Annotated in this window: 20 protein-coding genes; 8 read left to right on the top strand and 12 right to left on the bottom strand. The window is 66.0% G+C overall.

Features of this window, described 5'->3' with window-relative positions:
- Positions 1-14: 14 nt before the first annotated feature.
- The 8 genes from ABNX08_RS26835 to ABNX08_RS26800 all read right to left on the bottom strand — a co-directional run bounded on the left by ABNX08_RS26835 (position 15) and on the right by ABNX08_RS26800 (position 9,053).
- Positions 15-1,553 carry a M81 family metallopeptidase gene (locus tag ABNX08_RS26835; RefSeq protein ID WP_022538735.1) on the bottom strand — a complete coding sequence of 513 codons (1,539 nt, stop codon included), beginning with the start codon at positions 1,551-1,553 and terminating at the stop codon, positions 15-17.
- A 14-nt stretch (positions 1,554-1,567) separates the two neighbouring features.
- The gene (locus tag ABNX08_RS26830) at positions 1,568-2,551 is read right to left on the bottom strand and encodes a tripartite tricarboxylate transporter substrate binding protein (RefSeq protein ID WP_022538734.1); all 984 of its coding nucleotides are present in this window, start codon (positions 2,549-2,551) and stop codon (positions 1,568-1,570) included.
- Between the two features lie 159 nt (positions 2,552-2,710).
- The gene (locus ABNX08_RS26825) at positions 2,711-3,682 is read right to left on the bottom strand and encodes an ornithine cyclodeaminase family protein (RefSeq protein WP_022538733.1); all 972 of its coding nucleotides are present in this window, start codon (positions 3,680-3,682) and stop codon (positions 2,711-2,713) included.
- The gene (locus ABNX08_RS26820; protein WP_022538732.1) at positions 3,672-4,301 is read right to left on the bottom strand and encodes a transcriptional regulator; all 630 of its coding nucleotides are present in this window, start codon (positions 4,299-4,301) and stop codon (positions 3,672-3,674) included. Before ABNX08_RS26820 ends, ABNX08_RS26825 begins: the two co-directional genes overlap by 11 nt.
- 117 nt (positions 4,302-4,418) lie before the next feature.
- Positions 4,419-5,636 (bottom strand): cystathionine beta-lyase, encoded by a 1,218-nt coding sequence (gene metC, locus ABNX08_RS26815; protein WP_041682090.1) that lies wholly within the window; start codon positions 5,634-5,636, stop codon positions 4,419-4,421.
- 57 nt (positions 5,637-5,693) lie between these two features.
- The gene (locus ABNX08_RS26810; RefSeq protein WP_022538730.1) at positions 5,694-6,692 is read right to left on the bottom strand and encodes a tripartite tricarboxylate transporter substrate binding protein; all 999 of its coding nucleotides are present in this window, start codon (positions 6,690-6,692) and stop codon (positions 5,694-5,696) included.
- A gap of 43 nt (positions 6,693-6,735) precedes the next feature.
- Complete coding sequence (locus ABNX08_RS26805) at positions 6,736-8,358, bottom strand: rhodanese-like domain-containing protein (RefSeq protein WP_022538729.1); 1,623 nt, start codon at positions 8,356-8,358, stop codon at positions 6,736-6,738.
- A gap of 107 nt (positions 8,359-8,465) precedes the next feature.
- A complete protein-coding gene (locus ABNX08_RS26800; RefSeq protein ID WP_022538728.1) occupies positions 8,466-9,053 on the bottom strand; it encodes a hypothetical protein in 588 nt (195 codons plus the stop codon).
- A 125-nt stretch (positions 9,054-9,178) separates the two neighbouring features.
- Here ABNX08_RS26800 and ABNX08_RS26795 point away from each other — a divergent pair, with 125 nt between their 5' ends.
- The 5 genes from ABNX08_RS26795 to ABNX08_RS26775 all read left to right on the top strand — a co-directional run bounded on the left by ABNX08_RS26795 (position 9,179) and on the right by ABNX08_RS26775 (position 13,647).
- Positions 9,179-10,045, top strand: coding sequence for a LysR substrate-binding domain-containing protein (locus ABNX08_RS26795; protein ID WP_022538727.1), 867 nt, complete (start codon positions 9,179-9,181; stop codon positions 10,043-10,045).
- Positions 10,046-10,269: 224 nt separating this feature from the next.
- Positions 10,270-12,279, top strand: coding sequence for a response regulator (locus ABNX08_RS26790; protein ID WP_022538726.1), 2,010 nt, complete (start codon positions 10,270-10,272; stop codon positions 12,277-12,279).
- Entirely contained in the window at positions 12,276-12,908 is a 633-nt protein-coding gene (locus ABNX08_RS26785) for a response regulator transcription factor (RefSeq protein ID WP_022538725.1), read from the top strand. Before ABNX08_RS26790 ends, ABNX08_RS26785 begins: the two co-directional genes overlap by 4 nt.
- Before the next feature lie 172 nt (positions 12,909-13,080).
- Positions 13,081-13,320: a hypothetical protein gene (locus tag ABNX08_RS26780; protein WP_022538724.1), complete on the top strand. Its 240-nt coding sequence runs from the start codon at positions 13,081-13,083 to the stop codon at positions 13,318-13,320.
- 90 nt (positions 13,321-13,410) lie between these two features.
- Positions 13,411-13,647: a hypothetical protein gene (locus tag ABNX08_RS26775; protein WP_349605915.1), complete on the top strand. Its 237-nt coding sequence runs from the start codon at positions 13,411-13,413 to the stop codon at positions 13,645-13,647.
- A gap of 324 nt (positions 13,648-13,971) precedes the next feature.
- Here the strand turns inward: ABNX08_RS26775 and ABNX08_RS26770 are convergent, their stop codons facing one another.
- Entirely contained in the window at positions 13,972-14,904 is a 933-nt protein-coding gene (locus ABNX08_RS26770; RefSeq protein WP_349605916.1) for a substrate-binding domain-containing protein, read from the bottom strand.
- Between the two features lie 225 nt (positions 14,905-15,129).
- Here ABNX08_RS26770 and ABNX08_RS26765 point away from each other — a divergent pair, with 225 nt between their 5' ends.
- Positions 15,130-17,955: a PAS domain-containing protein gene (locus tag ABNX08_RS26765; protein ID WP_022538721.1), complete on the top strand. Its 2,826-nt coding sequence runs from the start codon at positions 15,130-15,132 to the stop codon at positions 17,953-17,955.
- Positions 17,956-18,012: 57 nt separating this feature from the next.
- On the opposite strand, the gene ABNX08_RS26760 is transcribed toward ABNX08_RS26765, so the two are convergent.
- Positions 18,013-20,022: an alkaline phosphatase gene (locus ABNX08_RS26760; protein WP_022538720.1), complete on the bottom strand. Its 2,010-nt coding sequence runs from the start codon at positions 20,020-20,022 to the stop codon at positions 18,013-18,015.
- 267 nt (positions 20,023-20,289) lie between these two features.
- The gene (locus tag ABNX08_RS26755) at positions 20,290-21,813 is read right to left on the bottom strand and encodes a Fic family protein (protein WP_022538719.1); all 1,524 of its coding nucleotides are present in this window, start codon (positions 21,811-21,813) and stop codon (positions 20,290-20,292) included.
- Positions 21,814-22,167: 354 nt separating this feature from the next.
- Between ABNX08_RS26755 and ABNX08_RS26750 the strand changes: the two genes are divergently transcribed.
- Together ABNX08_RS26750 and ABNX08_RS26745 are read left to right on the top strand one after the other, a co-directional pair.
- Positions 22,168-22,551: a hypothetical protein gene (locus tag ABNX08_RS26750; RefSeq protein WP_022538718.1), complete on the top strand. Its 384-nt coding sequence runs from the start codon at positions 22,168-22,170 to the stop codon at positions 22,549-22,551.
- A 317-nt stretch (positions 22,552-22,868) separates the two neighbouring features.
- Positions 22,869-23,447 (top strand): cysteine peptidase family C39 domain-containing protein, encoded by a 579-nt coding sequence (locus tag ABNX08_RS26745; RefSeq protein WP_022538717.1) that lies wholly within the window; start codon positions 22,869-22,871, stop codon positions 23,445-23,447.
- Positions 23,448-23,503: 56 nt separating this feature from the next.
- Here ABNX08_RS26745 and ABNX08_RS26740 read toward each other — a convergent pair whose 3' ends face one another.
- Positions 23,504-24,214, bottom strand: a complete 711-nt coding sequence (locus tag ABNX08_RS26740; RefSeq protein WP_022538716.1) for a DUF899 family protein — start codon at positions 24,212-24,214, stop codon at positions 23,504-23,506.
- Positions 24,215-24,290: the final 76 nt, after the last annotated feature.

The raw sequence follows: 24,290 nt of genomic DNA, 5'->3' as shown, positions 1-24,290 counted from the left end.
ATGGGTGGGAGCGGTCAGCTCAACAGGCGGATGTGCGGTGTCCACTCTGTCATGGTGTCCAGGGGGACGACGGGCCGGGGCAGACGCCGGAAGTCGAAGCGCGACAATACCGGCGAGGTCAGGCCCGGCGCGTCGACGCTGAAGATCTGTTCGGGGGCGAAGAATTCGTCGAAGGCGGCGCGGAAATGGCCGCGCGATTTCACTACCACCGTGCGTGCCGCTGCGATATCGATGCCGAACATCTCGAAGAAAACGGGCTCGTGGCATTGATGGCGATTGGTGATCACCACGACCTGCACGCCGCCCACTCGCAGCAGGGCTGACGGGCCCAGGTTAAAGCTGCATCCGGCCAGCTGCCCCCGGCGTCCAATGCCTTGACCCGAATGCAGCCGTAGTACCGTGGCGGGCGCGCTGAAGGCTTCGGAACAGGCGGTGCTTTCGCCGCGATTGAAGTGGGCGGTGAATTCAGTGCCCATGCCGAGGGCATGGGCCTGCGCGCTGAGCTCGGGATCCGTGACCACACCCAGCACGGCATCGCGCACGCCGGCGCGCAATAACGCGTCCAGCAGGAAAGGGGTATTACCGCGTCCGCCGCCGCCGGGGTTGTCTGCCACATCGGCCAGCAATACGGGCGGGCGCGCGTGGTCCTCGCCGGCGGCCTTGGCCAGCGCGACCGCCTCGTCAAGCGACGTCAACTCGGGCGTGAAGGCTGCGCGCCCAAGCCAGGCTGGCGTCACCAGCGCCTGGGCGGTCTCGCGGGCGAACCCGGCATCGCCGCGGGTCGAGACAATCACCGTCAGGCCGTTCTTGGGCGTATCGCCGAAGGCAAAGCCGCCGACCACCGAAATATTGACGATGCGCGGGTCGTCCAGCGCTTCCGCTTGCTGGATCATGTCGGCGTAAGGCCCGGTGCCGGGCGCGGTCAGCAACTGGGTCGGCGGCGCACAAACCGGCATGCGCACATGCGCGACGCAGAAGCGCGCGCCGCGCATCAGCTCCATGAGTATCTCAGCCGCTTCCGTGCCGCGTTCTGCCATGTCGGTATGCGGATTGCGGCGATAGGAAACAAGCGTGTCGACCGCGTCGACCATGCGATCGGACACATTGGCATGCAGGTCCACCGTGGCGACGACCGGCACCGACGGTCCCACGATGGCCCTTACCGTCTCGAAGACCACGCCATCGGGATCATCTTCTTCGGTGGTGATGGCGGCACCGTGCTCGCAGATGTAGACGGCGTCCAGCGGCAAGGCGGCGCGCAGTTCCCGTTCAAAGACAGCGAGGGTCTCAAGGAAGAAGGCGTGATCGACGGGGCCGCCCGATTCTGCGTTGGCAAAGAGGATCGGCACCGGTGTCCACGGGCCGCTGGCATCCATGCGGCGGACAAAGGCCGGGATCTCCGGGGTCATCGCGGGTGCGGCAGCGCGGGCATCGGCCAGCAGCGCACTGCCGGCAAGGTAAGCCCGGTCCACGAAGTCGGCGCGCGTGGACACGGGAGCAAAACGGTTCGATTCGATGGCGAAGCCGAGAATCGCAATGCGGGAATTGGACATGGTCGGCGGAATGCTCAGTTCTGCTTGGGGATCTTCGCGGTTTCGACCAGGTCGGCCCACTTCTTCTGCTCGCTGGCGATAAAGCGCAGGAAGTCGTCGCGGTTGCCCGTGGCCGCGACGGCGTTGGCATTGGACAGGTCCTGGCGCAAGCCGTCGGACTTCAGCACCTTTTCCAGCGCCGTGCCAACCTTATCGACAATCGGCTGCGGCGTGCCCTTGGGAAACACCAGGCCGCCCCACGAGACGTTTTCATAGCCCTTCAGCCCTGACTCATTTAGCGTCGGCACGTCGGGATACAGCGCAACGCGTTCGCGGCTGGTGATCGCCAGCGCGCGCAGCTTGCCGCTCTTGACCAGTGGCCACGCCACCGATGCATTGGTAATGGTGTAGTCGAGCCGGCCGCCGGCGAGGTCGGTCAGCGACGCCGGGTCGCCGTTGTACGGAATGAACAATACGTCGATGCCGGCCATCTTCTTTAGCAGTTCGCCGCCCATATGGCCGCTGCTGCCGGTGCCGGCAGCAGCGTATGAGAGCTTGCCGGGCGACTTCCGCGCCAGTGCGAGCAGCTCGCCAACGTTCTTGACCGGGGAGTCGGCGCGTACCACCAACAGGTTGTAGATGGAGAACATGCGGCCCACAGGCACGAAGTCCTGTCGCACATCGTAGGGCAGCTTGTTGAACAGGGCCGGGTTGATGGCCAGCGTGTTGATGTTGCCGTAGCCCAGCGTGTACCCGTCCGGCGCAGCACGCTTGACCTGGGCCATGCCGATGTTGCCGGCGGCGCCCGGGCGATTGTCGACGACAAAGTTGGCGTGGGTCTCTTTGGCGAGGTGCGTCAGCACGATGCGGGTCAATACGTCGGCCGATCCGCCGGCAGCGGAGGCAACGATGACGGTCACCGGCTTTTGCGGCCAGGCGTTGTCGGCGGCGCGGGCAGGCGCAGTGAAACTACAGGCGGCAATCAGTGCGAGAGCCGTGAAGGCAGTGGTGGGGCGCATGAAACCATCTCCGGACAATAAAGGAAGGAATGGAGGTCCTTGGCCGTCCGGATGCGCATCATTGGCGTGCGGGGGGCAAGGCGCCGAAGCCGCGCAGCGGCTGCGGTGACATCATCGAAAGCAAGCAAGGCCTACATCGTGCAGACTCCGCTGAACGCATTACCAGGACCACGCGATGTCGGAACCCACGCGGGCCGCGCCGGCGCGCTGAAGGAGCATGCGTGCGACGGTCAGGTCCTGCAGCGCGAGCCCGGTCATGTCGAAGACCGTGATGTCGGTCGGTTGCCGCTCCACGAGGGCCTTTCCCGTCAGCACATCGCCCAGTTCCGTGCACGGCGTATCGGGGGCCCACTGGGTTTCGCCGATCTGGCGCGCTTGTGCCTGGTCGTCGACGAAAAGGCGCACCCGCTCCAGCAGGCCCTGGGGTAGTTCCCGCTTGCCTTTGGTGTCGGCGCCGACGCAATTCAGATGCGTACCGGGTTGCACCGACTCCGCTTCAAACAATGCACCGCCGCCAGGGGTTGCGGTGATCACGACATCGCTCTCAGCCACCGCGGCATTGCCATCGCCGGCATGCGAGATGTCGCAGCGGTGCGCGAAGTACGCTTCAAAAGCAGCGTCGGGCTTGCCGGCCGCGGTGGCATAGCGGACCTGGCACAGCGCCGGCAACAGTTGCAGCGCGAAGTTGAGTTGCACGCGCGCCTGCACACCGGTGCCGAACAGGCACAGGCGGGTACTGTCCGCTCGCGCGAGCTGCTGCAGCCCGAGGCCACCCGCCGCACCGGTGCGCATGGTCGTGACCGCATTGCCGTCGATGATGCAGACCGGCCGACCGGTAGCGGGGTCGATCAGCATGATGGTGGCCTGGTGCGGCTCACCGCCGAGCCGGCGGTTGTCCGGCCAGAATCCCGCCGCCTTGAAGCCGAGCAGGCCTTGCGCCTGCACATCCCCGGACTTGATGCCGAATACGCCGCCCGTTGCGAGCGGCTCGCGCACCACGGGGAAAACGCGGCCCTCGCCCTGACTATGCAGCACGAAGGCCTCGCGCACGGCTTGCAGGACATCGTCGGGCAGCAGCAGGGCCTCGACCTCGTTCTTGTCGAGCAGCAGCAGGCGGGCGTCACTTGGCATCGCTGTACACCGTTGCCCGCGATACGCCCAGGTGCATCGCGACGATTTCCATGGCCCGGCGCACTTCCATGCAGCCGGCTTCCTTGAGCTCGCGTATCAGTGCGCGCCGCTCTGTCGCCTTGAGCGAACGGGGCGTCGTGGCGAGCCGCGCCGCAAACTGGTCAATGCGATCCCGGATGGCGTCTGCGCTGATCGGATCGAGCGATTCGGTGACGCCGGCCGCAGCGCCAACGCTGCCAAACTGTCCCAGCATGCTCTGCAAGCCGCGGAAGAGGGTCAGGTCCACGTTCAGGCACAAGGCGGCGATATATCTCCCGCTCGAATCCTTGATGCCGATGGACGTGCTTTTCGCCTGGCGGCCATCGGCGAACTGGTTCGCATAGTTGGCGATGACCTGCTGGTATTGCGGATCGGCAATGCGGGCCAGACCGAGTTCTGTGGCCGGATCGCCAGGCTGGCGACCGGACAGATTGTTGTGGATCGCCAGGATGGCTTGCTCAGGGTGCAGGAGGTCGTGAACAACGACTTCGCAGAACGGCGCCAGGGTCTCGCCGAGGCCCTGCGCCACTTGCTTGAGCTGCTCGAGCAGCGCTTGCTGCTCCGGGGTACGTTTCGTCATGTGGACATATTATCCAGCATTAGACGATTTGTAAAGGATGAATTTTGCCTGGCTTTATGTGATGCCGGCGTTCCCCGACCCGGCCTCAAGCCAGGCGCGCTGCCCGCGTGCCGCCAATTACCGATACTGCGTATCGGCGCGCGCGTCCCCTTCCTCGTTCCCGATCTCCACGATCGCCGCAAACGCCTGCTCCAGGTCGGCCAGCAAGTCGCCGACCCCCTCCAGCCCGATATGCAGCCGGATCATCTGCCCGTGCGTTGACCAGTCAGTGACGCTGCGCGCGCGGCGCATGTCTGCCAGCACGGCCAGGCTTTCGAAGCCGCCCCATGAGGCGCCGATGCCGAACAACCGAAGGCTGTCGACAAAGCGCTCCGCCGCCACCGGCGCCGTGCTCCGCAGCGTGAACGAAAGCAGGCCGTTGGTGCCATGGCAGTCGCGCAGCCACAGCGCGTGGTTGGGATCGTCCGGCAGAGCCGGGCAGAACACGCGCGCGACTTCGGGCCGGGCGCGCAGCCAGCTTGCCGCGGCGATGGCGCTTTCCTGGTGTTGCGCGAGCCGTGCGCCAAGGGAGCGGATGCCGCGTTGCACGAGGTAGGCATCGTCTGGGCTCACCGTCATGCCGAAGGCGTCGGCCGTAGCGGAAAGCTCGGCCCACGCGCCTTCGGTGGTACACACCGTGCCCATCATCACATCGGAATGGCCGCTCAGGTACTTGGTCGCGGCCATCAGCGAGATGTCCGCACCCAGTTCCAGCGGCCGGTACAGCAGTCCCGAGCCCCAAGTGTTGTCGGCGGCGACCAGCGCGCCGTGCGCATGCGCCAGCGCCGCGACGGCGGGCAGGTCACACATTTCATAGGCCAGCGAGCCCGGCGCCTCGACATAGACCAGCCGCGTCTCTGGCCGCAGCCGCGCGGCAAGATCCGAGCCGTCGGCCGCGTAGAAGTCGGTAGCGATGCCGTGCCGGCGCAGGAAGCCGCTGGCCAGGTTGCGTACCGGCTCGTAGACGCAATCGGGTAGCAGCACGTGCTGGCCGGGACGCACAAAGGCCAGGATCACCATCGTCGCGGCACAGAGTCCCGTGGGGAACAGGCGCGTACGGTAACCACTTTCGAGCACGGTCACCATGTCTTCCAGCGCGAAGTTGGTCGGATTGCCGCGCGCGCCGTAGGTGAAGAGCCGGTCATGGTCGCGGCGGGCGCGCATTTCGCGCTGCTGCGCGACGGACTCGAACAGCACGGTGCTGGCGCGCACGACCGGCGGGTTGACCGGCTGGCCGCCGGGCACGTTGGGCGCACGGCCGGCGTGCGCCAGGCGGGTAGGGAGGGAATGCGTCATGGCTGGCATGTCGGGGTGGCTGCGGACGGGGCTGGCATCGCAAGGACCGTGCCGCGTTCAGTCGACGTGGGCGCCGGACAGCTTCACGATCTGGGACCAGCGCGAGATGTCCTGCTTCAACTGCTGGGCAAAGGCCTCGGGGCTGCTGGCGATGACATCGCTGCCGCCGTCGTTAATCAGCTTCACCACCTCGGGCATCTGCAGCACCTGCACGATGGCGCGGTTCAGCAGCGCTACGCGTTCCGGCGCGGTGCCGGCGGGCACGAAGAAGCCATACCAGTCCTCGAAGCGCGCGTTGCGGTAGCCGAGTTCCTCCAGCGTGGGCACCTTGGCAAACACACCCAGCCGGCGCGGGCTGGTCACCGCTAGCACGCGCATGCGGCCGGCCTGGACAAAGCCGGCCACGGATGAGGTCGACGTGACCAGCACGTCGACTTGGCCGCCGAGCAGGTCATTGATCGCCGGCCCGGCGCCCTTGTACGGCACGTGCTGCAGCGACACGCCGCTGTCCTTGTCGAGCACCACGCCCACCAGGTGCGACAACGTACCGTTGCCGGGCGTGGCGTAGGTGATCTTCTGCGGCTGGGCCCTGGCCTGCGTGGCGAGTTCGGCAAAGGTCTTCCACGGCGCGTCGGCGGCGACGACGATGGCCAGCGGCGCGGCATTGATCTGCGTGACCGGCACGAACTGCTTAACCGGATCGAAACCCGGCGAGCGGTACAGCGTCGGGTTGACCGCCATCACCGATACCTGCGAGGTCAGCACCGTATAGCCGTCGGCCTTGGCCTCGGCCACATGGCGCGTGCCGATATTGCCGCCGGCGCCGCCGCGGTTGTCCGTCACCGCGCTCTGGCCGAGCACCTGCGATAGCCGCGTGGCAACGATGCGCGTGACCGCGTCGTTGCCGCCCCCGGCCGGGAACGGCGAGACGATCCGCAACGGCTGCGACGGAAAGCCGCCCACCGGCGCCACCGGCTGTTGCGCGGAAGCCGCCGGGCCGGCGCCGAGCAGGGTGAGCGAGAGCAATACGGACAGGAACTGCGGAATGCGGGACATGGGGCGACCTCGTTCTTGTATGGGACAGGGGAGAAGGAACCAATCAGGCGGCGGGCGGGAAGCGGAACGTCGCCAGCTCCTGGGCATCGAGCTGGCCGACCAGGTTGGTTTCCCAGGCCAGGTATTGCCGTGCCGCCGCCTTGTTGCCGTCATGGCGGTCGTGCACGAAGAAAAGGAAGTCGATGCAGCGCACGTCGGGCAGCGCGTGCTCGCCCTCGGCAAGCGGATAGCCGGCGCGCTGCCAGGCCGCGAGGCCGCCGCGCAAACGGCGCACGTCGGCAAAGCCCAGCGCGCGCAGGTCGGCAAAGGCGAGTTCGGCAGGATCGTCGGCACCGGCGGCGCCGATCAGTACGACGGTGGTGTCGTGCGGCACCCCGGCCAGGTCTTGTGCCAGGCGCGGGCGGATCGACCAGCGGCTGCCGGCGATATGGCCGGCCCGGTAGGCCATGCTGCCGCGCAGGTCCAGTGCCAGCATCGAGCGGTCCTGCAGGCCGGCGGCCAGGGCGGCGGCTTCGACGGCGGGCGGCGCGACGACCTCTGCCAGCGGCCCGTGCGTGGCGGCGACGCCCGCGTCCAGGCCGGCCCGCAGGCCGCCTTCCAGCACGACCGCGTCATGGCCCATCTGCCGCAGCCAGCTCGCGACGACCGGGGCACGTACGCCGTCGGCATCGAACAGCACCAGGCGCGCGCGCCGCACGCCCACGTACTGGTCCGTGGCCTGCATCAGCTGCCCGCCGGGGGTGTGCTGGGCACCGGGCAGGGTGGCGGCCGCATATTCCTCGGCGGTACGGACATCACACAGGAAGGTCGTGCGTGCCGGATCGGCCAGCCAGGTCGCGGCCTGTGCCGGGGCGATATGCGGAACCGAAAAACGCTGCGCCAGCGCCCGGGCGGCAGCGCGCGCGTCATCGAGCCCGCTTGGGGGGGCGTTGTCCGGATAGCGCGCCGTGCCCCCGTGCTCCAGCCTGAAATCGTTCAGGTACCAGCCCTGCGTACCGTTCTCCAGCGCATAGACAGGATTCGCCACGCCGAAGTTGATCAGCGACTGCGCACCGAGGATGCTGCGCGTGCGGCCCGCGCAGTTGATGACGATGGGCGTGTCGGCATCGGGCACCAGGTCGCGCAGCCGGTAGGCCAGTTCGCCGTTGGGGCAGCAGATCGCGCCCGGGATGTTCATCTTGTGGAATTCGGACGCGGGCCGGCCGTCGAGCACCACCGGCACGCGCGTGCCGGCGCGGCCGGCCTGCATCGCGGCAAGCTGATCGGCCGACACGCGCGGGGTGCCGTAGTGGTGCTCGGCCAGCTCGCCGAAGGTCTTGGACGGCACGTTGACGCCGGCAAACAGCGTGTAGCCCGCCGCGCGCCAGGCGGGCATGCCGCCATCGAGCACGAACAGGCTGGTATAGCCAAGACGGGCCAGCGCCTGGGCGGCGGCAGTCGCCACGCCGTCGCCGTCGTCGGCCAGCACGATGCGCACATCGGTGCGCGGCGCAAGCCGGCCGACATCGAGTTCGAGCCGGCTGTAGGGCAGGGGCACCGCGTAGAAGGGGTGGCCTTCGCCATACTGGCCGTGCTCGCGCACGTCGAACAGGGCGATTTCGTCGGCATCGTGCAGCCAGCCCTTGAGCGTGACGGCATCGACGGTGGTGAAGGAAGGCGTCGGCATGGAATTCCGGGCAATAGGGGGCCGTCCTTCCCGCGCGGGGAAGGGGATCGGCTGGCTTGTCGGGGAGGGCGGCGAGAACTGAGAAGCGCCGCCCGGGTCAGGTCAGGTCAGCGGCGCGTCTGCACGCCCACGCTCATGACCTGGCAACGCCCGGTCTCCAGGTCGAACGACAGGCGCTCGGTCAGCGTTTCCAGCGAACGGCCATACATGTGCAGGTGGCGGATGACGTCCTCGCCACGGATCTCCACGGAATGGATGTCGTCCGGCAGCAGCGCGATGCCGTGGCGCGGTCCGACTTCCACCGTGTGCGAGAACGCCAGGGTGCCCACGCCGGGCTGGCTGCCGTCGTCGGTGCGCACATAGACGTCGTTGAACTCGATGCCGCTCACGCCCGCCACGCAGGCCCAGGTCGTATGGTTGTGCGGCGGAATGCGCTTGCCCGGGTGCATCACGTTCAGGTACAGCGCGTAGGTCTGGCCGGCGTCCTCGGCGATCAGGTAGCGCGCCTGGCGCTCGCCCGGCTCCGGCGGCGGGTAGTCGGCCTCGTTCCACAGTTCGGTGCGGGCCCCCAGATCCTCGACCCGGGTCAGGACCTCGGCCAGGGCGTCGCGTGTGACACCGCTCCTGGCTACGATTTCCCTAATGGATTCGATGGCATCTCCTACGGCTGCCTGGCGTTGTTGTGCGATGGACATAGAGGGGTCGATCCTTGCAATCTCTGTTTTTGAGGGGTAGAACGATGTTTCTTGTTTCACTGTAATGAACACCTGCCCTGAAAACCACTTAATGCCTGATGAAAACCCATTAACACCTCTAATGAATGCGTAACCTCGACCTTGACCTGCTCCGCACCCTGGTGGCCATTGCCGACCACGAGACCTTCGGCGCCGCCGCCGGGAATGTGCAGCGCACCCAGTCGGCGGTCACGCAGCAGATGCAGCGGCTCGAGGAGCAGCTCGACCTGACGCTGTTCGAGAAGCACGGCCGCGGCAAGCAGCTGACCCGTCACGGCAAGAAGCTGGTCGAATACGCGCGCCAGCTGCTGACGCTCAACGACGAGGCGCTGCGCGTGCTGCGCGAAGGCGATCTCACCGGTTCGGTGCGTATCGGTGCACCGCACGACGTGGCCGACACCATCCTGCCGGTGCTGCTGTCGCATATCGCCCGCACCTCGCCGGCGCTGCGGCTGGAAATCCACGTGGGCCGCAGCCCCTTCCTGATGGAGTCGCTGCGCCGCGGCGAGATCGACCTGACCGTGTCCACGCGCGAGGACACTTCGCTTGACGGCATTGCGCTGCGCACCACGCCCACGATCTGGGTTTGCGCGGCGGACTTTGTCTATGAGCGTGGCACGCCGGTGCCGCTGATCCTGGCCGACGAGCCCAGCCTGTTCCGCAAGCTGTCGCTGGACGCGCTGACGCAGGCCGGTGTGCCGTGGCGCATCGCCTACCTGGCGCCCAGCCTGATCGGCATCAAGGCCGCGCTGCGCGGCGGACTCGGGATCACGGCGCGCAGCATCGACCTGCTGGCCCCGGACATGCGCATCCTGGGCGAGAGCGACGGACTGCCGCGCTTGCCGGACGTGACGTATTACCTCTGGGCGCGGCCCAACGCGGTCAATCCGGTGGCGCGGCATGTGTTTTCGATGCTCAAGACGGCGTTGCAGCGGGGGCTGGTCAGTGCCTGAGGGGGGTGTGGTCAGGTTGGAAGGCGAGATCGCAGGCCGGCATGGGCGGCGGCGGAACGAAGAAGTTTGCGCATCGATATGTGCGTCGCGATGACGGCGATCGGGTAAGGATTTCCCTATTTTCCGTTCAGGAAACCCTTGATTTAAGGGAGTGATGTGGAGGCCATGTGGGGTAGTGGGATGCGGTGATATGCTGCACCCGCAATAACGTCAGCCAAGCAACCGTGGGTCAAGACACCGACGAGCCGCAAGAGCGGCGCACCATCCTGATCGTGGACGATGTGCCCGCCAATATCGCCATCGTTGCGCAGCACCTCGAGGCGCAGGGGATGTGCGTGCTTGTCGCGCAGGATGGTGAAGAAGCCCTCGAGCGCGCCGGTTTTTCCCAGCCCGACCTGATCCTGCTTGACGTCAGGATGCCGCGCATGGACGGGCTCGAGACCTGTCGTCGGCTGAAGACGATGCCGCAGACGCGGGATATTCCCGTGATCTTCATGACGGCGCTGTCCGCCACCGCCGACATGATGGATGCCTTCGCGGCGGGCGGCGTGGACTATGTCATCAAGCCATTCCAGCTTGCCGAGGTCATGGCGCGCGTCAATACGCATTTGTCGCTGCGGATGATGCACCGACGGCTGGCGCAGCGGAACGCCAGCCTGCAGGAAGAAATCGCCATCCGGCGCGCGGCGCAGCAGGAGGCGATGCGCGCGCGCGACGAACTCGAATACCGGGTCATACAGCGCACGCAGGCGCTGGCGCGGGCCAACGCGAGCCTGACGCTGGAGATCTCCGAGCGCTGCCGCGCGGAGGCGGCGCTATCGGCCAGCGAAGCCCGCTTTCGCTCCATCGTCGAATCCAGTCCGGTACCGCTGGTGATTACCGCGATCGACGAAGGCCGGATCCTGTTCTGCAACCAGCCCTTCCGTGACCTCTTCGGGCTGACCGAGGCGCAGGCAACCGGGTTTGACATCCGGGAATGCTATGCCAATGCCGAAGCCCGGCAGGCGGCCGTACAGGAATTGCGTCGCGATGGCCGGATCACGACGCTCGAGATCGAGGCGCGCCATCGCGATGGCACCGCGTTCTGGGTCGTCGTCACGACGAGCCTGATCACATTTGGCGAGACCGCTGCCGCCTGTGTCGGCCTGTACGACATCACCGCCCGCAAGCGTGCCGAACTGAAGGTGGTGGCCAGCGAGGCAAGCCTGGCAAATGCGCAGCGCCTCGCGCGGCTGGGCGACTGGGAGTGGAACGCCGCGGACGGCGCGGTGCGACTGTCCAGGGAGATGTGCCGGATCCTGGGCGTCGACGAATGCCGGGTCCGGTCGCTGCGCGCACTATTGCGTCATGTGCACGTGGAGGACCGGCGCACGATCCTGGCCACGCTCAGCCAGTTGATGAAAGCGCCGGGAAGCGCCAGCATCGACGTGCGTCTCAGGTATCGGGGCGTGAGCGATCATATCGTGCAGTGGCAGGCCGAGCAGCGCGGCGACGAGGCAGGCCATTGCATCGGCCTGGTCGGCACGCTCCAGGACATTACCGAGCGCAAGCGCATCGAGCAGGAACTGCTGGCCTCGCGCGAACAACTCAGGGAACTGTCGGGCCACCTGGAGGCCGCTCGGGAGGAGGAGCGCAAGCGCATCGCGCTGGAAATCCATGACGAGCTGGGCCAGCTGCTCACCGCGCTGAAGATGGATGTGTCGCTGCTGCGCATGAAAATCGCCGGCAACCATGCCGCCGAGCAGAAGGCCGACGAGATGCGCGAGCTGGTCGAGCGGACCATCAGCATGGTGCGCCATGTGGCCAGCCACCTGCGCCCGGCTGCGCTGAACTACGGCATCGTGTCGGCGCTGGAATGGCTCACCGAAGACTTCGGGCGCCGCCATCACGCGCATTGCCGACTCACTGTCGACGGGCCCGAGCCGCAGCTGGACGATGCGGTGGCGACCGCCGCGTTCCGCATCGTGCAGGAGTCGCTGACCAATGCCGCCCGCCATGCGCGCGCCGCGCGGGTAACGGTGTCACTGAGCAACCGGCCCGACGGGCTGCTGCTGTGCGTCAGCGATGACGGGCAGGGCTTTGAGGTGGCGGCCGCGCTGCAGGGCGATTCCTACGGCCTGCTCGGCATGCGCGAGCGCGCGCGCATGATCGGCGGCAGCCTGAATATCGACAGCCAGCGCAGCACGGGCACCACCGTTTCCATTCATATCCCCCGCCAAGCGAGTGCAGCATGATTCGAGTTCTGATTGCGGACGACCATGCCATCGTCCGCAGTGGCCTGAAGCAGATCGTGGCCACCACCACCGATGTAGTGGTTGCGGCCGAGGCCGCGGACGGTGGCGCAGTGCTCGAGCAATTGCGCGCCGGCGAATTCGACCTGCTGCTGCTCGACATGACCATGCCGGGCATCAGCGGCATCGACCTGATCCGCCGCGTGCGGGCCGAGTGGCCCGATCTTGCCATCCTGATCCTGAGCATGCACAACGAAGCACAGGTCGCCTCGCGGGCGCTGCGTGCCGGGGCATCGGGCTATGTGACCAAGGACAGCGACCCGGAAATCCTGCTTGGGGCGATCCGCAAGCTGGCTGCAGGCGGCAAGTTCATCGACCCTGCGCTGGTCGACGCCATGGTCTTTCACCAGCGCGGTGCGGACGCTCCCGCGCACGAGGTGCTCTCGGACCGGGAATTCCAGGTGCTGCAGCGGCTCGCCGCCGGCCAGACTGTCAACGAGATTGCGGAGTCATTTTCGCTGAGCGCCAAGACCATCAGCACCCACAAGATGCGGTTGATGCAGAAGCTGGGCCTGCAGAACAACGCCGACCTGATCCGCTATGCCATCAAGCATGGCTTCACGCAGGAGTAGGCGGCGCCACCCAGCCGGCCGGTGTCAGGATTTTCCTACGATTGATTCAGGGAGTGCTGAACGCCCTTTCATCGTCCGCTGAATGCGGTGGCCGCCCGACCCGCCTACGATGGAATCATGGAAGCTGCAACGTCGGCCGGCAGTGCCGGGGCAGCCCGCAAGTGGAGGAAGCATGGGAGCAGAGAAGTCGTTGCGGTCGATGGTGGATAAATGGCTGGGACCAGCCGTGGCGTATCCACCGCGCGTTGCCGCCATGGGGCGGATGCGGGACTGCGGCAGTCGATTCGTATGTGTGGAAGCCGACCGCGTGACCGGCAAGCTGTCGATCGTGTTTTTCAGGCATGGCGACGGGGCCTGGTATGTCTTCCCGCCCATGACGAGCAGGGCGGGGTTGGCCGCATATGGCGCGTGAGGCAGGGCGTGTGAGGCAACCGCGCCCCCGTCACGGCATCGCAGACCAGCGCGCCGGATGCAGGATCCGGCGTTCTTTCAGGGGACTGGCTTGTTTGACGACCAAGATGGGTACGACGCCGACAGTGGCGCGGGCCCGCAGGGTGCGGCCACGGCACCCTTCGATATCTACGCCTGGGCTGCAGCCCTGCATGACTACGCACTGAGATCCGGCCTCGTATCCAGTGCTTACGTGCCCGACTACCTTACGCTGGAACGCCTGCGCATATATTTCCGCTCGGGCCTGACGCCCAGCGAGGCGGCGCGGGCGTGTTTCATGCCCTGCTAGCCTGCAGGTCATTCTCTCGCGGGTGCCGATAAGAGAAAGAGAAGAGAGGAGGACGGCTGGCTACCCCGCGCTAGCCGCATGCCGTCCCAAAGCCCCACGCACTGGCCCGAAGCCGGCACAGTCACCGCGTCGCGGCGCTTGATGCGCCGTAGTCCTGGATTTGCGTTGATCTCCTGCGGCCGGCTTTTCGTATATCAGAGCTTGTTATGTGGCGATTATCGGAGGCGCCGTGGTGGCCGGCCAGTCAGCCAGCGCTGAATTGCGCTTCGGATTTCCCTGACAGCGCTGGTCATCAACTCATTCGCGCGGTGCCTTGGGCGATTTCTAGTAGCGCGCAAGTTCCTCGCGTACATCGGCATCATCAAGACGCGCCGCCGTCACCACGAGCGTGCCGATACGGATATGACGCGGCGGCCGGTTCGCGCGCATGGATTCGGCCAGCTCGCGCATTGCCTCGTAGCCCATGTTAAATGGCCGCTGAATAACGATGGCGTGGAGTTCGCCATTGCGCAGGCTGGGCGCAAAGCTCGGCCAATAGTCAAAACCGACCTGCAGGGGGCGCTTGCCTTTCGGCAGCGCGTTGATCGCACGCACCACGCTGAAAGTCGAGATGTCATGCGGCGTGAACACGGCATCGAGCGCCTGCGCGTGCTTTGCGAGTGCCGCGGCGGCAGCGGTCTGCATGCCGCGGATGTCATAACCCAGGTAGGTTTGCAGCACCACCCGGAATCCCAGTTCCGTAGCGGCGGCGATAAACCCGTTTTCGCGCGCGGTGGTGGCCTGCAGATCCCGCGCCACGCGGAAGACGCCGATGCGGGCACCGCGGGGCAGGGCGCCGCGCAAGGTTTGCGCAGCCCGGCGGCCAGCGGCGTAGTTGTCCGTGGCAACCAGGGGCGCGGAGTAATCGGCCCCCTCCCTGTCGATCAGGAGGAAGGGAACGCCAATGACCGGAGGGGCCGCGGGCGCCGCGACCGGCATCGGCGCGAGAATCAGGCCGTCCACCTTGCGCTCCAGCATGGACTGGATCATCCGCACTTGCAGGTTGTCCCGGATCGCCTGCGGGTCATCCTCATTGGGAGCGCGGATGATCACGTTGACCTTGGCGTCGCTTGCGGCCTTGCGCACGCCTTCGGCGAGCACCTGCCAGAACTGGCTGCGGTTGCCCGCGAGGACGACGCCAATCTCCGTGGCGCTGGCCACGGTGTGGTGAATGACTGCCAGCAAGCCAGCCAGGCAGATCACCAGGATCCGAACCATGCGCACCATCTCCGACTTTCCGATCGATAACCCGCGCGCCATTGTCGCACGCGCCTAGGTGTTTGTACCTGCCGTCAGCAAAAGCGCGCCCACAGCCGTTAAAGTTCGGACTGGTCTTTCGGTCGGGCGTTGGTGAGAAATCCGGGAGTACGTCAGTTGAAGTCGGTCATCCCTGCATGGTTGTTGCAGCTGTGGCATGCCCCGCGGGAGAGGATCGCGGTAGTCTTGCTGACCCGTGTCGTGCTGTTCAGCACCCTCATCACGCTGGTCCTGACCGCCATGCAGCTTGCGCTCAGCTACCAGGCTGAAGTGGCCGGCATCCAGAATCGCTTCCGCGAGATGGAGGAAGGCTACTCCGGCGCGCTTGGCAGTTCGCTCTGGTCCCTCGACAGCCGCCTGGTCCAGGAACAACTGGAGGGCATGCTGCAATTGCCCCATATCCGCTACGTCGAAGTGCGTGAAACGGCGCAGACCACGCACCCGCTGGTGGTGCATCGGGGCACGCATGCCGAGCGCAATGTGGTCGCGCGCGAGTTTCCCATCTATTGCTGCGACGGCGACAAACGCCAGGTAGGCGTGCTGCGCGTGGAGGCCAGCCTCGACGAGGTCTATCGCGACATCCTGCGCCAGGCGGTTGTCATCCTGGCCAGCAACGCAGCCAAGACCTTCCTGGTTGCGCTCTTTATTCTCTGGATTGTCCATCGCGTTGCCACGCGCCATATCGTCGATCTCACCACGGGGTTGCGCAAACGCGTGCCCGGCGTACCGTCGGCGCCGTTGAGCCTGCGCCGGTCCCGGCACGGGCAGGATGAAATCGAAGAGCTGGTCGAGGCGCTGAACCTGATGTTCGCGCGCATCGACCGGCATACGGCGGAAATTCGCGATGCCAATACCAGGATGGCCGCGATCCTCGACAACATTCCCGACCTGGCCTGGATCAAGGGTACGGAAGGGCGCTATGTGGCCGCAAACCGCGCCCTGGCGGTGTCCCTGGGCGTGGCGCACCCCGCCGAGCTGATCGGCAAGACCGACCACGATTTCTATCCCCACGATCGGGCGCTGGCGTACCTGGCCGACGATGCCCGGACCATGGCTTCAGGCGAGCGGCAACGCATCGAAGAGCCGCATACGCAGGCGAACGGTTCGCGGACCTGGGTCGAAACCATCAAGACTCCGTATTCCGATGGGTGCGGACGGCCGGCCGGGACGGTCGGCATTGCCCGCGACATTACCGAGCGGCGGCGCATCGAGGACCAGTTGCGGCGCAGTGAAGCCTTGCAGGCTGCCGGCCAACGGCTCAGCCGGACCGGGAGCTGGTCGTGGAATGTCAGGACCGGTGCCGTCGTCTGGTCCGACGAGCACTACCGCATCTATGGATTTACGCCCGGCGAAGTCGAGCCGACCGCGGACATCTTCATGAGCCGCATCCACCCCGAGGACCGGCCCGCCATGCAAGCCTTTGTGGCCGACAGCCTGCGCGATCCGCGCGAGCTCGAACACGAGATGCGCCTGGCCCTGCCGGACGGCACCATCCGGCATGTCGGTGTGCTTGCGCACCCGGTACGCAACAAGGACGGCGGGGTCGATGAGTATGTCGGCATCGCGGCGGACAAGACCGCCGTGCGGCTTGCGGAAGCCGAGCGCGAGGCGCGCCGTGCCGCCGAGGCGGCAAACCGCGCCAAGACCGAGTTCCTGGCCACGATCAGCCACGAGCTGCGCACGCCGCTGAACGGCATCCTCGGCTATGCCCAGCTGCTGATGCGCGACAAGGACAGCGTCCCGGGCGTGCGCGAGAAGAGCGAGGTCATCAAGCGCAGCGGCGAGCAGTTGCTGAAGCTGATCGACGATCTGCTGAATTTCTCCAAGATCGAGGCAGGGAAGCTGGAACTGGCGCCGACGGAATTCGGCCTGGCCGAATTGCTCGCCTCCATCGAGGAACTGATACGGGTCAAGGCCGAGCAAAAAGGCCTGGCCTTCGAGTGCCATGCGCCGCAAGCCATGTCGACCACGGCCTGCGCGGACGTGGGCAAGCTGCGCCAGGTGTTGCTGAACCTGCTGTCGAACGCGGTCAAGTTCACGGACCGCGGCTACGTGCGGCTGGACGTGAAGGTCGCGGAAGCGGGGCCGGGCAGGTCGCGCCTGCGCTTCGAGGTCAGCGACAGTGGCGTGGGCATTGAAGCCCGGCAGCAGCGGCGGCTGTTCCGACCGTTCGAGCAGCTCGGCGACGCGAGGCACCGTCTGGGCGGCACCGGCCTGGGACTCGCCATCAGCCAGAAGCTGGTGGGCCTGATGGGAAGCGAGATCCGGCTGCATAGCGAGCCGGGTGCCGGCAGCACCTTCTGTTTCGAGATCGATGCCGCCACCGGTGCGACGCCGCTGCGCCATGAAGACCACGCAGCCGTTGCCGTCGGGTATGCCGGAGCGCGCCGCCGCGTGCTCGTGGTGGACGACATCGCCGAAAACCGTGCGGTGCTGGTGGACCTGCTGCGGTCCCTCGGGTTCGTGCCGGAAGCCGCGCCCGACGGGCAAGCGGGCCTCCGGCAGGCGCTGAGGGCGCCGCCTGACCTGATCCTGATGGATGTCCATATGGCGGGGATCAGCGGCCTTGATGCCATCCGGCAGTTGCGGCGCGATCCCAGGCTGAAGCGGGTGCCCGTGATTGCGACCTCGGCAAGTACGCGGGGCATGGACGAAACCAGTTCGATCGACGCGGGCGCCGATGTCTTCCTGCCCAAGCCGATCGATCACGATGCGCTGCTGGTCCAGATCGCCAGGTTGCTTCAGATCCAGTGGGACTACGAGGCCGCGACCACCGGGGCCCGCAGGCAACCGTCACCCGCTGCCGTGGTGGTGCCGCCTGTCGCGGAAATCGAGAAGCTGCACTACCTCGCCAAGCGCGGCAGCATGCGCGAGATACACGCCTGGGCGCAGCGGATCGTAGAGCTGGACGACCGCTACAGTCATTTTGCCGCCAGGCTCAGGCAACTGGCCAATGCCTACCAGTCGCGCGAAATCCTGCGCCTGGCCCGCCAATACCTGATGAAGCCCTGAGCGCAAGGGCCGTTGCGCGACAGGATGGTGGCGCCGGCCACCCCGCCACTCCCGGCACTACAGCACACTCACATCCGGCGTGCCTGCGGCCACCTCCAGCACCTTCGTACTCGCCGTAGCGGGCAGGGCAGGCGCGATGCCGCCGTCGAGCGGCTTGAGCGTATGGAAGGTGCAGCTGAGCTTGTCCGGCGTCAGCGTGACCAGTGCATAGCCCTCCGTGTTGGAATCGGCGTGGCGGAGCCACGGATTGAACGTGCGCAGGGTGGCATCGAAGGTGTTCACCACCGCGCCGCCGACATTGCTGTAAACGAGCTCTCGCAGCGCGGCGAAGGCCTGGTCGTTGTCCACGATCGCGCGGAACCCGCTGAGCAGCGAGTTGCTCGACAGCCCGGCGGTGACCAGGTCCACCATCACGGGTGCCTGCGTCGCGGCATCGTAGTCGTCCATGACCTGCCCGGCAAAGAAGGCATGGATATCGCCGCTCAACCCCACCACGTTGCGGACGCTGTTGGCCTTGAGGAAGGCCATCAGGTTCTTGCGCTCGGCGTTGTAGCCATCCCATTGGTCGGCATTGAGGATAAAGCGGTCGAGCAGCGCGATGGCCGGCAGCCGGCTCTCGATGAACGGCTTGATGTTCGCATCGAAGGCGGCAGCGTCGATGCCGGCCTGCGACAGCACGTTGCGCAGCGCCGTGTATGCGAGGTTGGCATAGCTGCCGGCGGCCTTGGCGGCACGCAGGTCGCTCGCCAGCGCGTCGGCAATCGCGGCTTGCAGTGAAGACAGGGCGCTGTTTGCCAGCACCAGCCCCCGGGCGATCAGGTTCGCCACCGCCTGGGTGACGTCGACCTGCATGCGCAGCAGCGACAACTGGTTGCCCCACAGCTTCCACGTCGTGTTGGCTCCGCCGACGCGGTCCTGCCACCACGCGCGCTGCGTGTCGCCCAGCATCGAAACCGGCGTCAGCGCATTGCCGGCGCCAGCGATCTTCTCTGCCTCGGCGGCGGCCAGCATTGCCGCCGGCACGAAGTACAGGCTTCCGACCGCGCGGCCGGTGGATTCTTCCGGGATGATGTGGTCGGCGCGATAGAGTCGCTCGTCGGTCATCAGCAGCGTGGCGAGGTTGCCGAAGGTGAAGGCGCGATAGATCTGGATGTTCTGGAACGACGGGTTGTTCGTGTCCAGGCTCACGTCTGCCGGCAGGTATTCGAACCACGCCTGGCTGGCCGCGCGCCGGCGTGCGGTGTGTGGCGTCAGGTCATCGTCCGAATCGTAGGTCTGGCGATCCTGCCAGCAGTTGTCCGAGAACTCGTGGTCGTCCCAGATGGCAATCATCGGGAACGCGGCATGCAACGCCTGCAGGCGTGCGTCGCTGCGATAGCTGCGGTACAGGTAGCGGTAGTCGTCCAGCGTGGTGGCGTAGACACTGCCATCCGGCAGCGGGGTGCCATTGGGCAACGTCAGCACAGTATGGCGATCCTCCACGTTGCCGGCACGCGAGCCACCCGGCACGGCCTCGTAGATGTAGTCGCCGACGTGGACGATAAAGTCCAGATCCTGCTGCATCAGCTCTTCCATGCCGGCCCAGTGGTTGGCATTCCAGTCCTGGCAGCTGACAAAGGCGAAACGCAGCTGCGCCAGGGGCGTGCCGGCGGCGGCCGCGGTGCGCGTGCGCCCCACGGTGCTGGGGCGGTTGCCCAGCAGGAAGCGGTAGTAGTAGCGCGTGCCCGCGTCAAGGCCGGTGACCTTGTTGCGGATCGTGTAGTCCCACTCCGGCAGCGCCATCAGCGGTTCGTTGACCAGCAGGCTCGACGGCGCGAAATCCTGCTGCGTCGACACCTGCAGCCGCACCACCACCGGCCGCTTGCCGTTGTTGCCCTCGATGCGGGTCCACACCACCACGCTGTCCGGCTTCGGGTCACCCGAGGCAACGCCATGCAGGAAACCGAAGTTCTCCGGATTGCCCGTGTCGGGCGGATCGTCGCCGCCGCCACCGCAAGCGGCCAGGCCGCCGGTGGCAATGGAGACGGTCAGGAAACTTCCCCATTTGAGAAACTGGCGGCGGTCCATGGCTGTTCTTCCTGTTCGGGTTGCGAGGTGCGCAGCGTGGCCCTGATGCCGTTCGCGGCATCAGGATGGGGGCGCTGGCGGCCGACTTGTATCTGGATACTAGTGTCTCGCCGGCACGCTCGCTGTCGGTGACTCGCCGACATCGATATAGGAAGAAGATGACTGGGCTGGCTGCCTTTCCGTCTCTCGCGCAATGCGCGCGCAGTGAGCGTGTGTGCGCTCCGCGTATTAAGGACAGGGCGAGGATCGGGCGTGATGCCCGGCCAGTCAGGCGTTGGCGTGGAGATCGAGATATTCGGCAAACTCGTCGCGCACCACGCTCTCGATGCGTGCGAGTTCATCGTCCGTGACGTCTTCGAACAGCTTGCGCTTGCGCTTCGACAGCTCGCCGTGGTTCTGGACAATGAGGTCGATCAGGTTGGACAGGCGTGACTGGCGCAGGTCGAGCCAGCTTTCCAGGCGCGTGACACTGGCGTCGTAGGCGCGCAGGTACTGGATCTCCTGCGCGAGGTCTTGCTCCACGCATTGCTCGATACACTCGAAGACGAATTCGCACAGCGCCGTCGCATCGAAGGACGCGTAGAGCCAGCAAGGCTGCGGCGACTTGATCAGGATCGTGTCGCTGTCCGAGTCCAGCGCGTAGTTGAGCAAAGCCGTGCGCGGCGCAGAGTAGGACTTCAGTAGCGCCGCATAAATATCGATCTGCTTGAGCATCCGCGCGGACACCGGCAGCACCACACCCTCGGGCGTGACACCGGCCTGGCGCAGCAGATGATGGATGAGAAATCGATGGAGCCGGCCATTGCCATCGTAGAACGGGTGCGCAAACACGAAGCCAAAAGACACGCAAGCCGCGATCACGATCGGGTTGGCCGCCTGTGCCGGCGCAAGCTCGGCGACCGTGGCAATCCCATCCATCATCGCGTCGAGTTGTTCCGGCGGCGGAGGGATGTAGTCCGCGATATTGCGCATGCGCCCGCCGCGGGAGAGCCAGTTCTGCGTATCGCGAAACGCGTATTCAGCCCGCAGCCCGGAGATGATTTCGTTCTGCCATTCGCACAGGCGCTCTTCGGTGAGACGGCCCGGTTCGCCGGCGTACTCGAGCAAGCGCCGGAATTTGGCGACCCGCTGGTTATCGGGAACCTCGTGCTCGATGGAATAGGTCGATCGTGTTTCCGCGAGATACAGGTAGTCGACCGCGCGTGCGAGCAATTCCGGCTCCAGCCGCTTGATTGCCGCGGACACCCGGCCCGGGAGATCGGCGGCAATCAACGACGCCAGTTTCCCGGTGCGTCGCACCAGCGGGCAAAAGGCGGCCGGGCCCAGGTGGTTGTTCTGGATCCCGAACTGCAGGTCCGTCGTCACCGGGCCGGTCACGTACTCAGCCTCGTCGAGCGCCAGTATCCGGGGCGCGCCGGTGGGCAGCTTGTAATCGAACTGCGCGCCGGCGAGCCATTTTGCATAGAACGCGCTCAACCTCGCATAACGGGAGGAGGGCGTCGCCGCCAGCCACGCCCGGACCGCCTCCACCGCCTCCTCGTGCTCGAACAGGGCCGCGAGCACGGTCAGGTCCAGTTGTTCCTTCTTCAACGCGAAGGTCAGGTGGTCGACGGTCGTGTCACCGCCGCGGTAGCGGTTCCTGGGATAAACGGTGCGCGTGGTGCCGTCCGGGCCGGTGTGCGTGCTGAGAACGCCGGTTTTGTCGGCCAGGGCGGAGGTGGAGCGCAGAGGCGGGACGCGCAGGCCGAACTTGCGGATCAGGGCGTCGTAGCCGAGTGGCGCATGGGCCATATCAGGGGTGGTTGGTGGGGTTCTGGGGTGCTCCGGAGCTTACCAGAGTTTCTACCCGAATTACCAGACTATCTATTTTTTGCGCTTTTGATTGAAGATCTGTCTATGTCATTCGCGGGGGCTGCGAGGTCTGCGCAGCTTGCCAAAGCTTCTACCTCGCTTACCGTTTCGTCTATTTTTGCGGGCGGCATAGGCGATTCAGTCTACGTGACCGGTCAGGCCGGGGTTCGGAACTGCAGTCAGCAAAGTTGTATTCTTTGATGAACAGCGTGCCGGACGCATCGCGCGGCCGGGCTGGCATCAAGGCCTTCAGCACGTTCTCAGTCACGGCACAAAAAGTACGGCGGTGTCGACATGAAGCGTGCTCACGCACTGATTGTGACTTGCGTCATGTTGGTTGCCTGTGTATCGACAGGCGTCGACGTGAAACCGGAGCATATGTCGAACTTCATGCTCGGCTTCTCGACGCTTGACGACGTTACCACCCAGCTCGGGAAGCCCTCATCCCAGACGACGCTGAAAAACGGAGCCACGATACTGATCTATTCCTTTGCGACCTCCAGGCCTAACCCTGAGAGCTTTATTCCATTCATTGGCCCGCTGTTTTCCGGAGGCGAGATCCGCTCGTCGACGGTCCTTTTCGAGTTCGACGAGAACGGTGTCCTCAGGAGTCAGCGCAGGACGACCTCGAGCGGGGCTTCAGGCTGGACCGTAGTACCTCCCGGAACGCTGCAGTAAGGCGCTTGGACCAAGCCGCCGCCGGCAAGCCAGCGGCGTGTTTCAGCGCTGAATCAGTCTTGCCCGGCTGTACTTCTAGCCTGTTCGAATGATGGGCCCGCGCTTGCCGATGCACTACGCTCGTAGCAAAGATCACACCACTGAAACCGGGGGGAGTCATGGGTGAAGGGAATCCGTGCGGAGGGCACGAGTCGGCTGGCCTTGCGCTATGCGAGGCGCCGGCACAAGACATAGAGGGCGCATCAACGCCGTGGCGGCGGACACAGCGAATCAAGACCACGCCCGCCGCGCATCCAGGGACCTCCAACTTGTCCCTCATGGCTGGCCGCGGGGAGCCGGCTGCCGCCATAGACCAGCTGACGGGTGCGGATGATCCGCTGCTGGGCAGCCTGCTGTTGCTGAACCGGGCCTTGCACCGGCCGGTTCCGTCCGCAGTTCTGCTCGAAGGGCTGCCGCTTAAAGGGCAGGGCATGACGCTGCCGCTGCTCTTCGCCGCGGCGGCGCGCGCTGGGGTGTCGACCTGGCTGGTGGAGCGGGATCTCGACGGGATCCCGGATAGCTCGCTGCCGGCCATCCTGTTGCTGGACAAGCGCAAACCCTGCGTACTGTTACAGCGCCGCGAGCACGAACGGTTTCTCGTCGCGCTGCCAGGCTGGGGCGGCGGGGAGCAGGAAGTCAGTCGCGAGGAACTGCTGGCCCAGTACAGCGGGTACGCCGTCCTTGCGCAGCCCGCGCTGCAAGCGGAAGTGTCGGCCGACACGGCGCCGGCGCAGCCGTGCCAGTCGCCGCGCGCCGCGATGCGGCCATCATGGTGGCGGCTGGCAGGTTCGACGCTCAGGGGGCTGTGCCTGCGTGGCAGGCAGCCGGCTGGAGACGCGGCCCGCGTCGGTGGCTGACTGCGCAGGGGAGGGGCCCTTACGTTGACTTCGTCTCGCCGCCGACGTTGCAGACGCTAATTCTTCCCCGGGTATTCCAGCTCCGGATACCAGTCGGTGCCGCGGCCTTCCGGCGTGGTGTCCAGCAGGGTCCACAGCGGGTCCAGATCCGGCGCGCCGCGTGGGTCCTGGCCGGGGTCTGACGGGACGCCGTAGATCTCACCGCTCCAGAAATGGCGGATCTTGCCGTCCCGCCGCGTAAACACCGTGTAACCCGGGACATCGGCATCCTCGCGACTGACATAGTCGCGGGTGAAATTGCCGTCGACGTCCGCGTAGACCTTCAGCTTGGTCCAGCCCCGCGCCTTCCTGGCCGCCATAAGACGATCAATGGGCGAGCGAGCAACCATCGCCAGCGCCACGCGCTGCTCAATGTCCGGAACCTTGTGATCCCACGATGCCATTATCGACGTGCACATGGGGCAAGGCTGTTCCCGCTGCGGTCCGAACATATAGCTGTAGATGACGAGCGTGTCCTTGTCGCCAAACAGCTCGGCAAGCTTGACCGGCCCGTGTTCGCCCTGGAAGGTGTAGGGTTTGGTGACCTCGCCGCCTGGGGGCAGCTTGCGGCGCTGTTCGGCCACGCGCTCAATGTGGCGCCGTAGCTCGATCTCCTCTGCAAGCAGCGCATTGCGCGCCTTGCGATACTCCGCGCTTTCATTGGGCAACCGGATGGGGTTGCCTCGCGCCAGTTCAGTTGACGGGATGAGTTTTGCCGTTGCGTTCATATCGGCCCTCCTGCAGGATAAAGTCCCCGTGAATGGCCGGGAATGTGAGCTTGCCGCCGCCGGACGGGCTCAACAT

Origin of the sequence: Cupriavidus sp. DF5525 (genome assembly GCF_040149425.2) — a bacterium.
Lineage (GTDB): Bacteria > Pseudomonadota > Gammaproteobacteria > Burkholderiales > Burkholderiaceae > Cupriavidus > Cupriavidus pickettii_A.
The sequence above is the reverse complement of the archived record's forward strand: the minus strand, read 5'-3'. Positions and strand labels throughout refer to the sequence as shown.

Bases quoted from the DNA above. Each gene is read 5' to 3' on its own strand.
- ABNX08_RS26835 (WP_022538735.1), bottom strand. From the start codon at position 1,553: ATGTCCAATTCCCGCATTGCGATTCTCGGCTTCGCCATCGAATCGAAC.
- ABNX08_RS26830 (WP_022538734.1), bottom strand. From the start codon at position 2,551: ATGCGCCCCACCACTGCCTTCACGGCTCTCGCACTGATTGCCGCCTGT.
- ABNX08_RS26825 (WP_022538733.1), bottom strand. From the start codon at position 3,682: ATGCCAAGTGACGCCCGCCTGCTGCTGCTCGACAAGAACGAGGTCGAG.
- ABNX08_RS26820 (WP_022538732.1), bottom strand. From the start codon at position 4,301: ATGACGAAACGTACCCCGGAGCAGCAAGCGCTGCTCGAGCAGCTCAAG.
- metC (WP_041682090.1), bottom strand. From the start codon at position 5,636: ATGACGCATTCCCTCCCTACCCGCCTGGCGCACGCCGGCCGTGCGCCC.
- ABNX08_RS26810 (WP_022538730.1), bottom strand. From the start codon at position 6,692: ATGTCCCGCATTCCGCAGTTCCTGTCCGTATTGCTCTCGCTCACCCTG.
- ABNX08_RS26805 (WP_022538729.1), bottom strand. From the start codon at position 8,358: ATGCCGACGCCTTCCTTCACCACCGTCGATGCCGTCACGCTCAAGGGC.
- ABNX08_RS26800 (WP_022538728.1), bottom strand. From the start codon at position 9,053: ATGTCCATCGCACAACAACGCCAGGCAGCCGTAGGAGATGCCATCGAA.
- ABNX08_RS26795 (WP_022538727.1), top strand. From the start codon at position 9,179: ATGCGTAACCTCGACCTTGACCTGCTCCGCACCCTGGTGGCCATTGCC.
- ABNX08_RS26785 (WP_022538725.1), top strand. From the start codon at position 12,276: ATGATTCGAGTTCTGATTGCGGACGACCATGCCATCGTCCGCAGTGGC.
- ABNX08_RS26780 (WP_022538724.1), top strand. From the start codon at position 13,081: ATGGGAGCAGAGAAGTCGTTGCGGTCGATGGTGGATAAATGGCTGGGA.
- ABNX08_RS26770 (WP_349605916.1), bottom strand. From the start codon at position 14,904: ATGGTTCGGATCCTGGTGATCTGCCTGGCTGGCTTGCTGGCAGTCATT.
- ABNX08_RS26760 (WP_022538720.1), bottom strand. From the start codon at position 20,022: ATGGACCGCCGCCAGTTTCTCAAATGGGGAAGTTTCCTGACCGTCTCC.
- ABNX08_RS26755 (WP_022538719.1), bottom strand. From the start codon at position 21,813: ATGGCCCATGCGCCACTCGGCTACGACGCCCTGATCCGCAAGTTCGGC.
- ABNX08_RS26750 (WP_022538718.1), top strand. From the start codon at position 22,168: ATGAAGCGTGCTCACGCACTGATTGTGACTTGCGTCATGTTGGTTGCC.
- ABNX08_RS26745 (WP_022538717.1), top strand. From the start codon at position 22,869: ATGGCTGGCCGCGGGGAGCCGGCTGCCGCCATAGACCAGCTGACGGGT.
- ABNX08_RS26740 (WP_022538716.1), bottom strand. From the start codon at position 24,214: ATGAACGCAACGGCAAAACTCATCCCGTCAACTGAACTGGCGCGAGGC.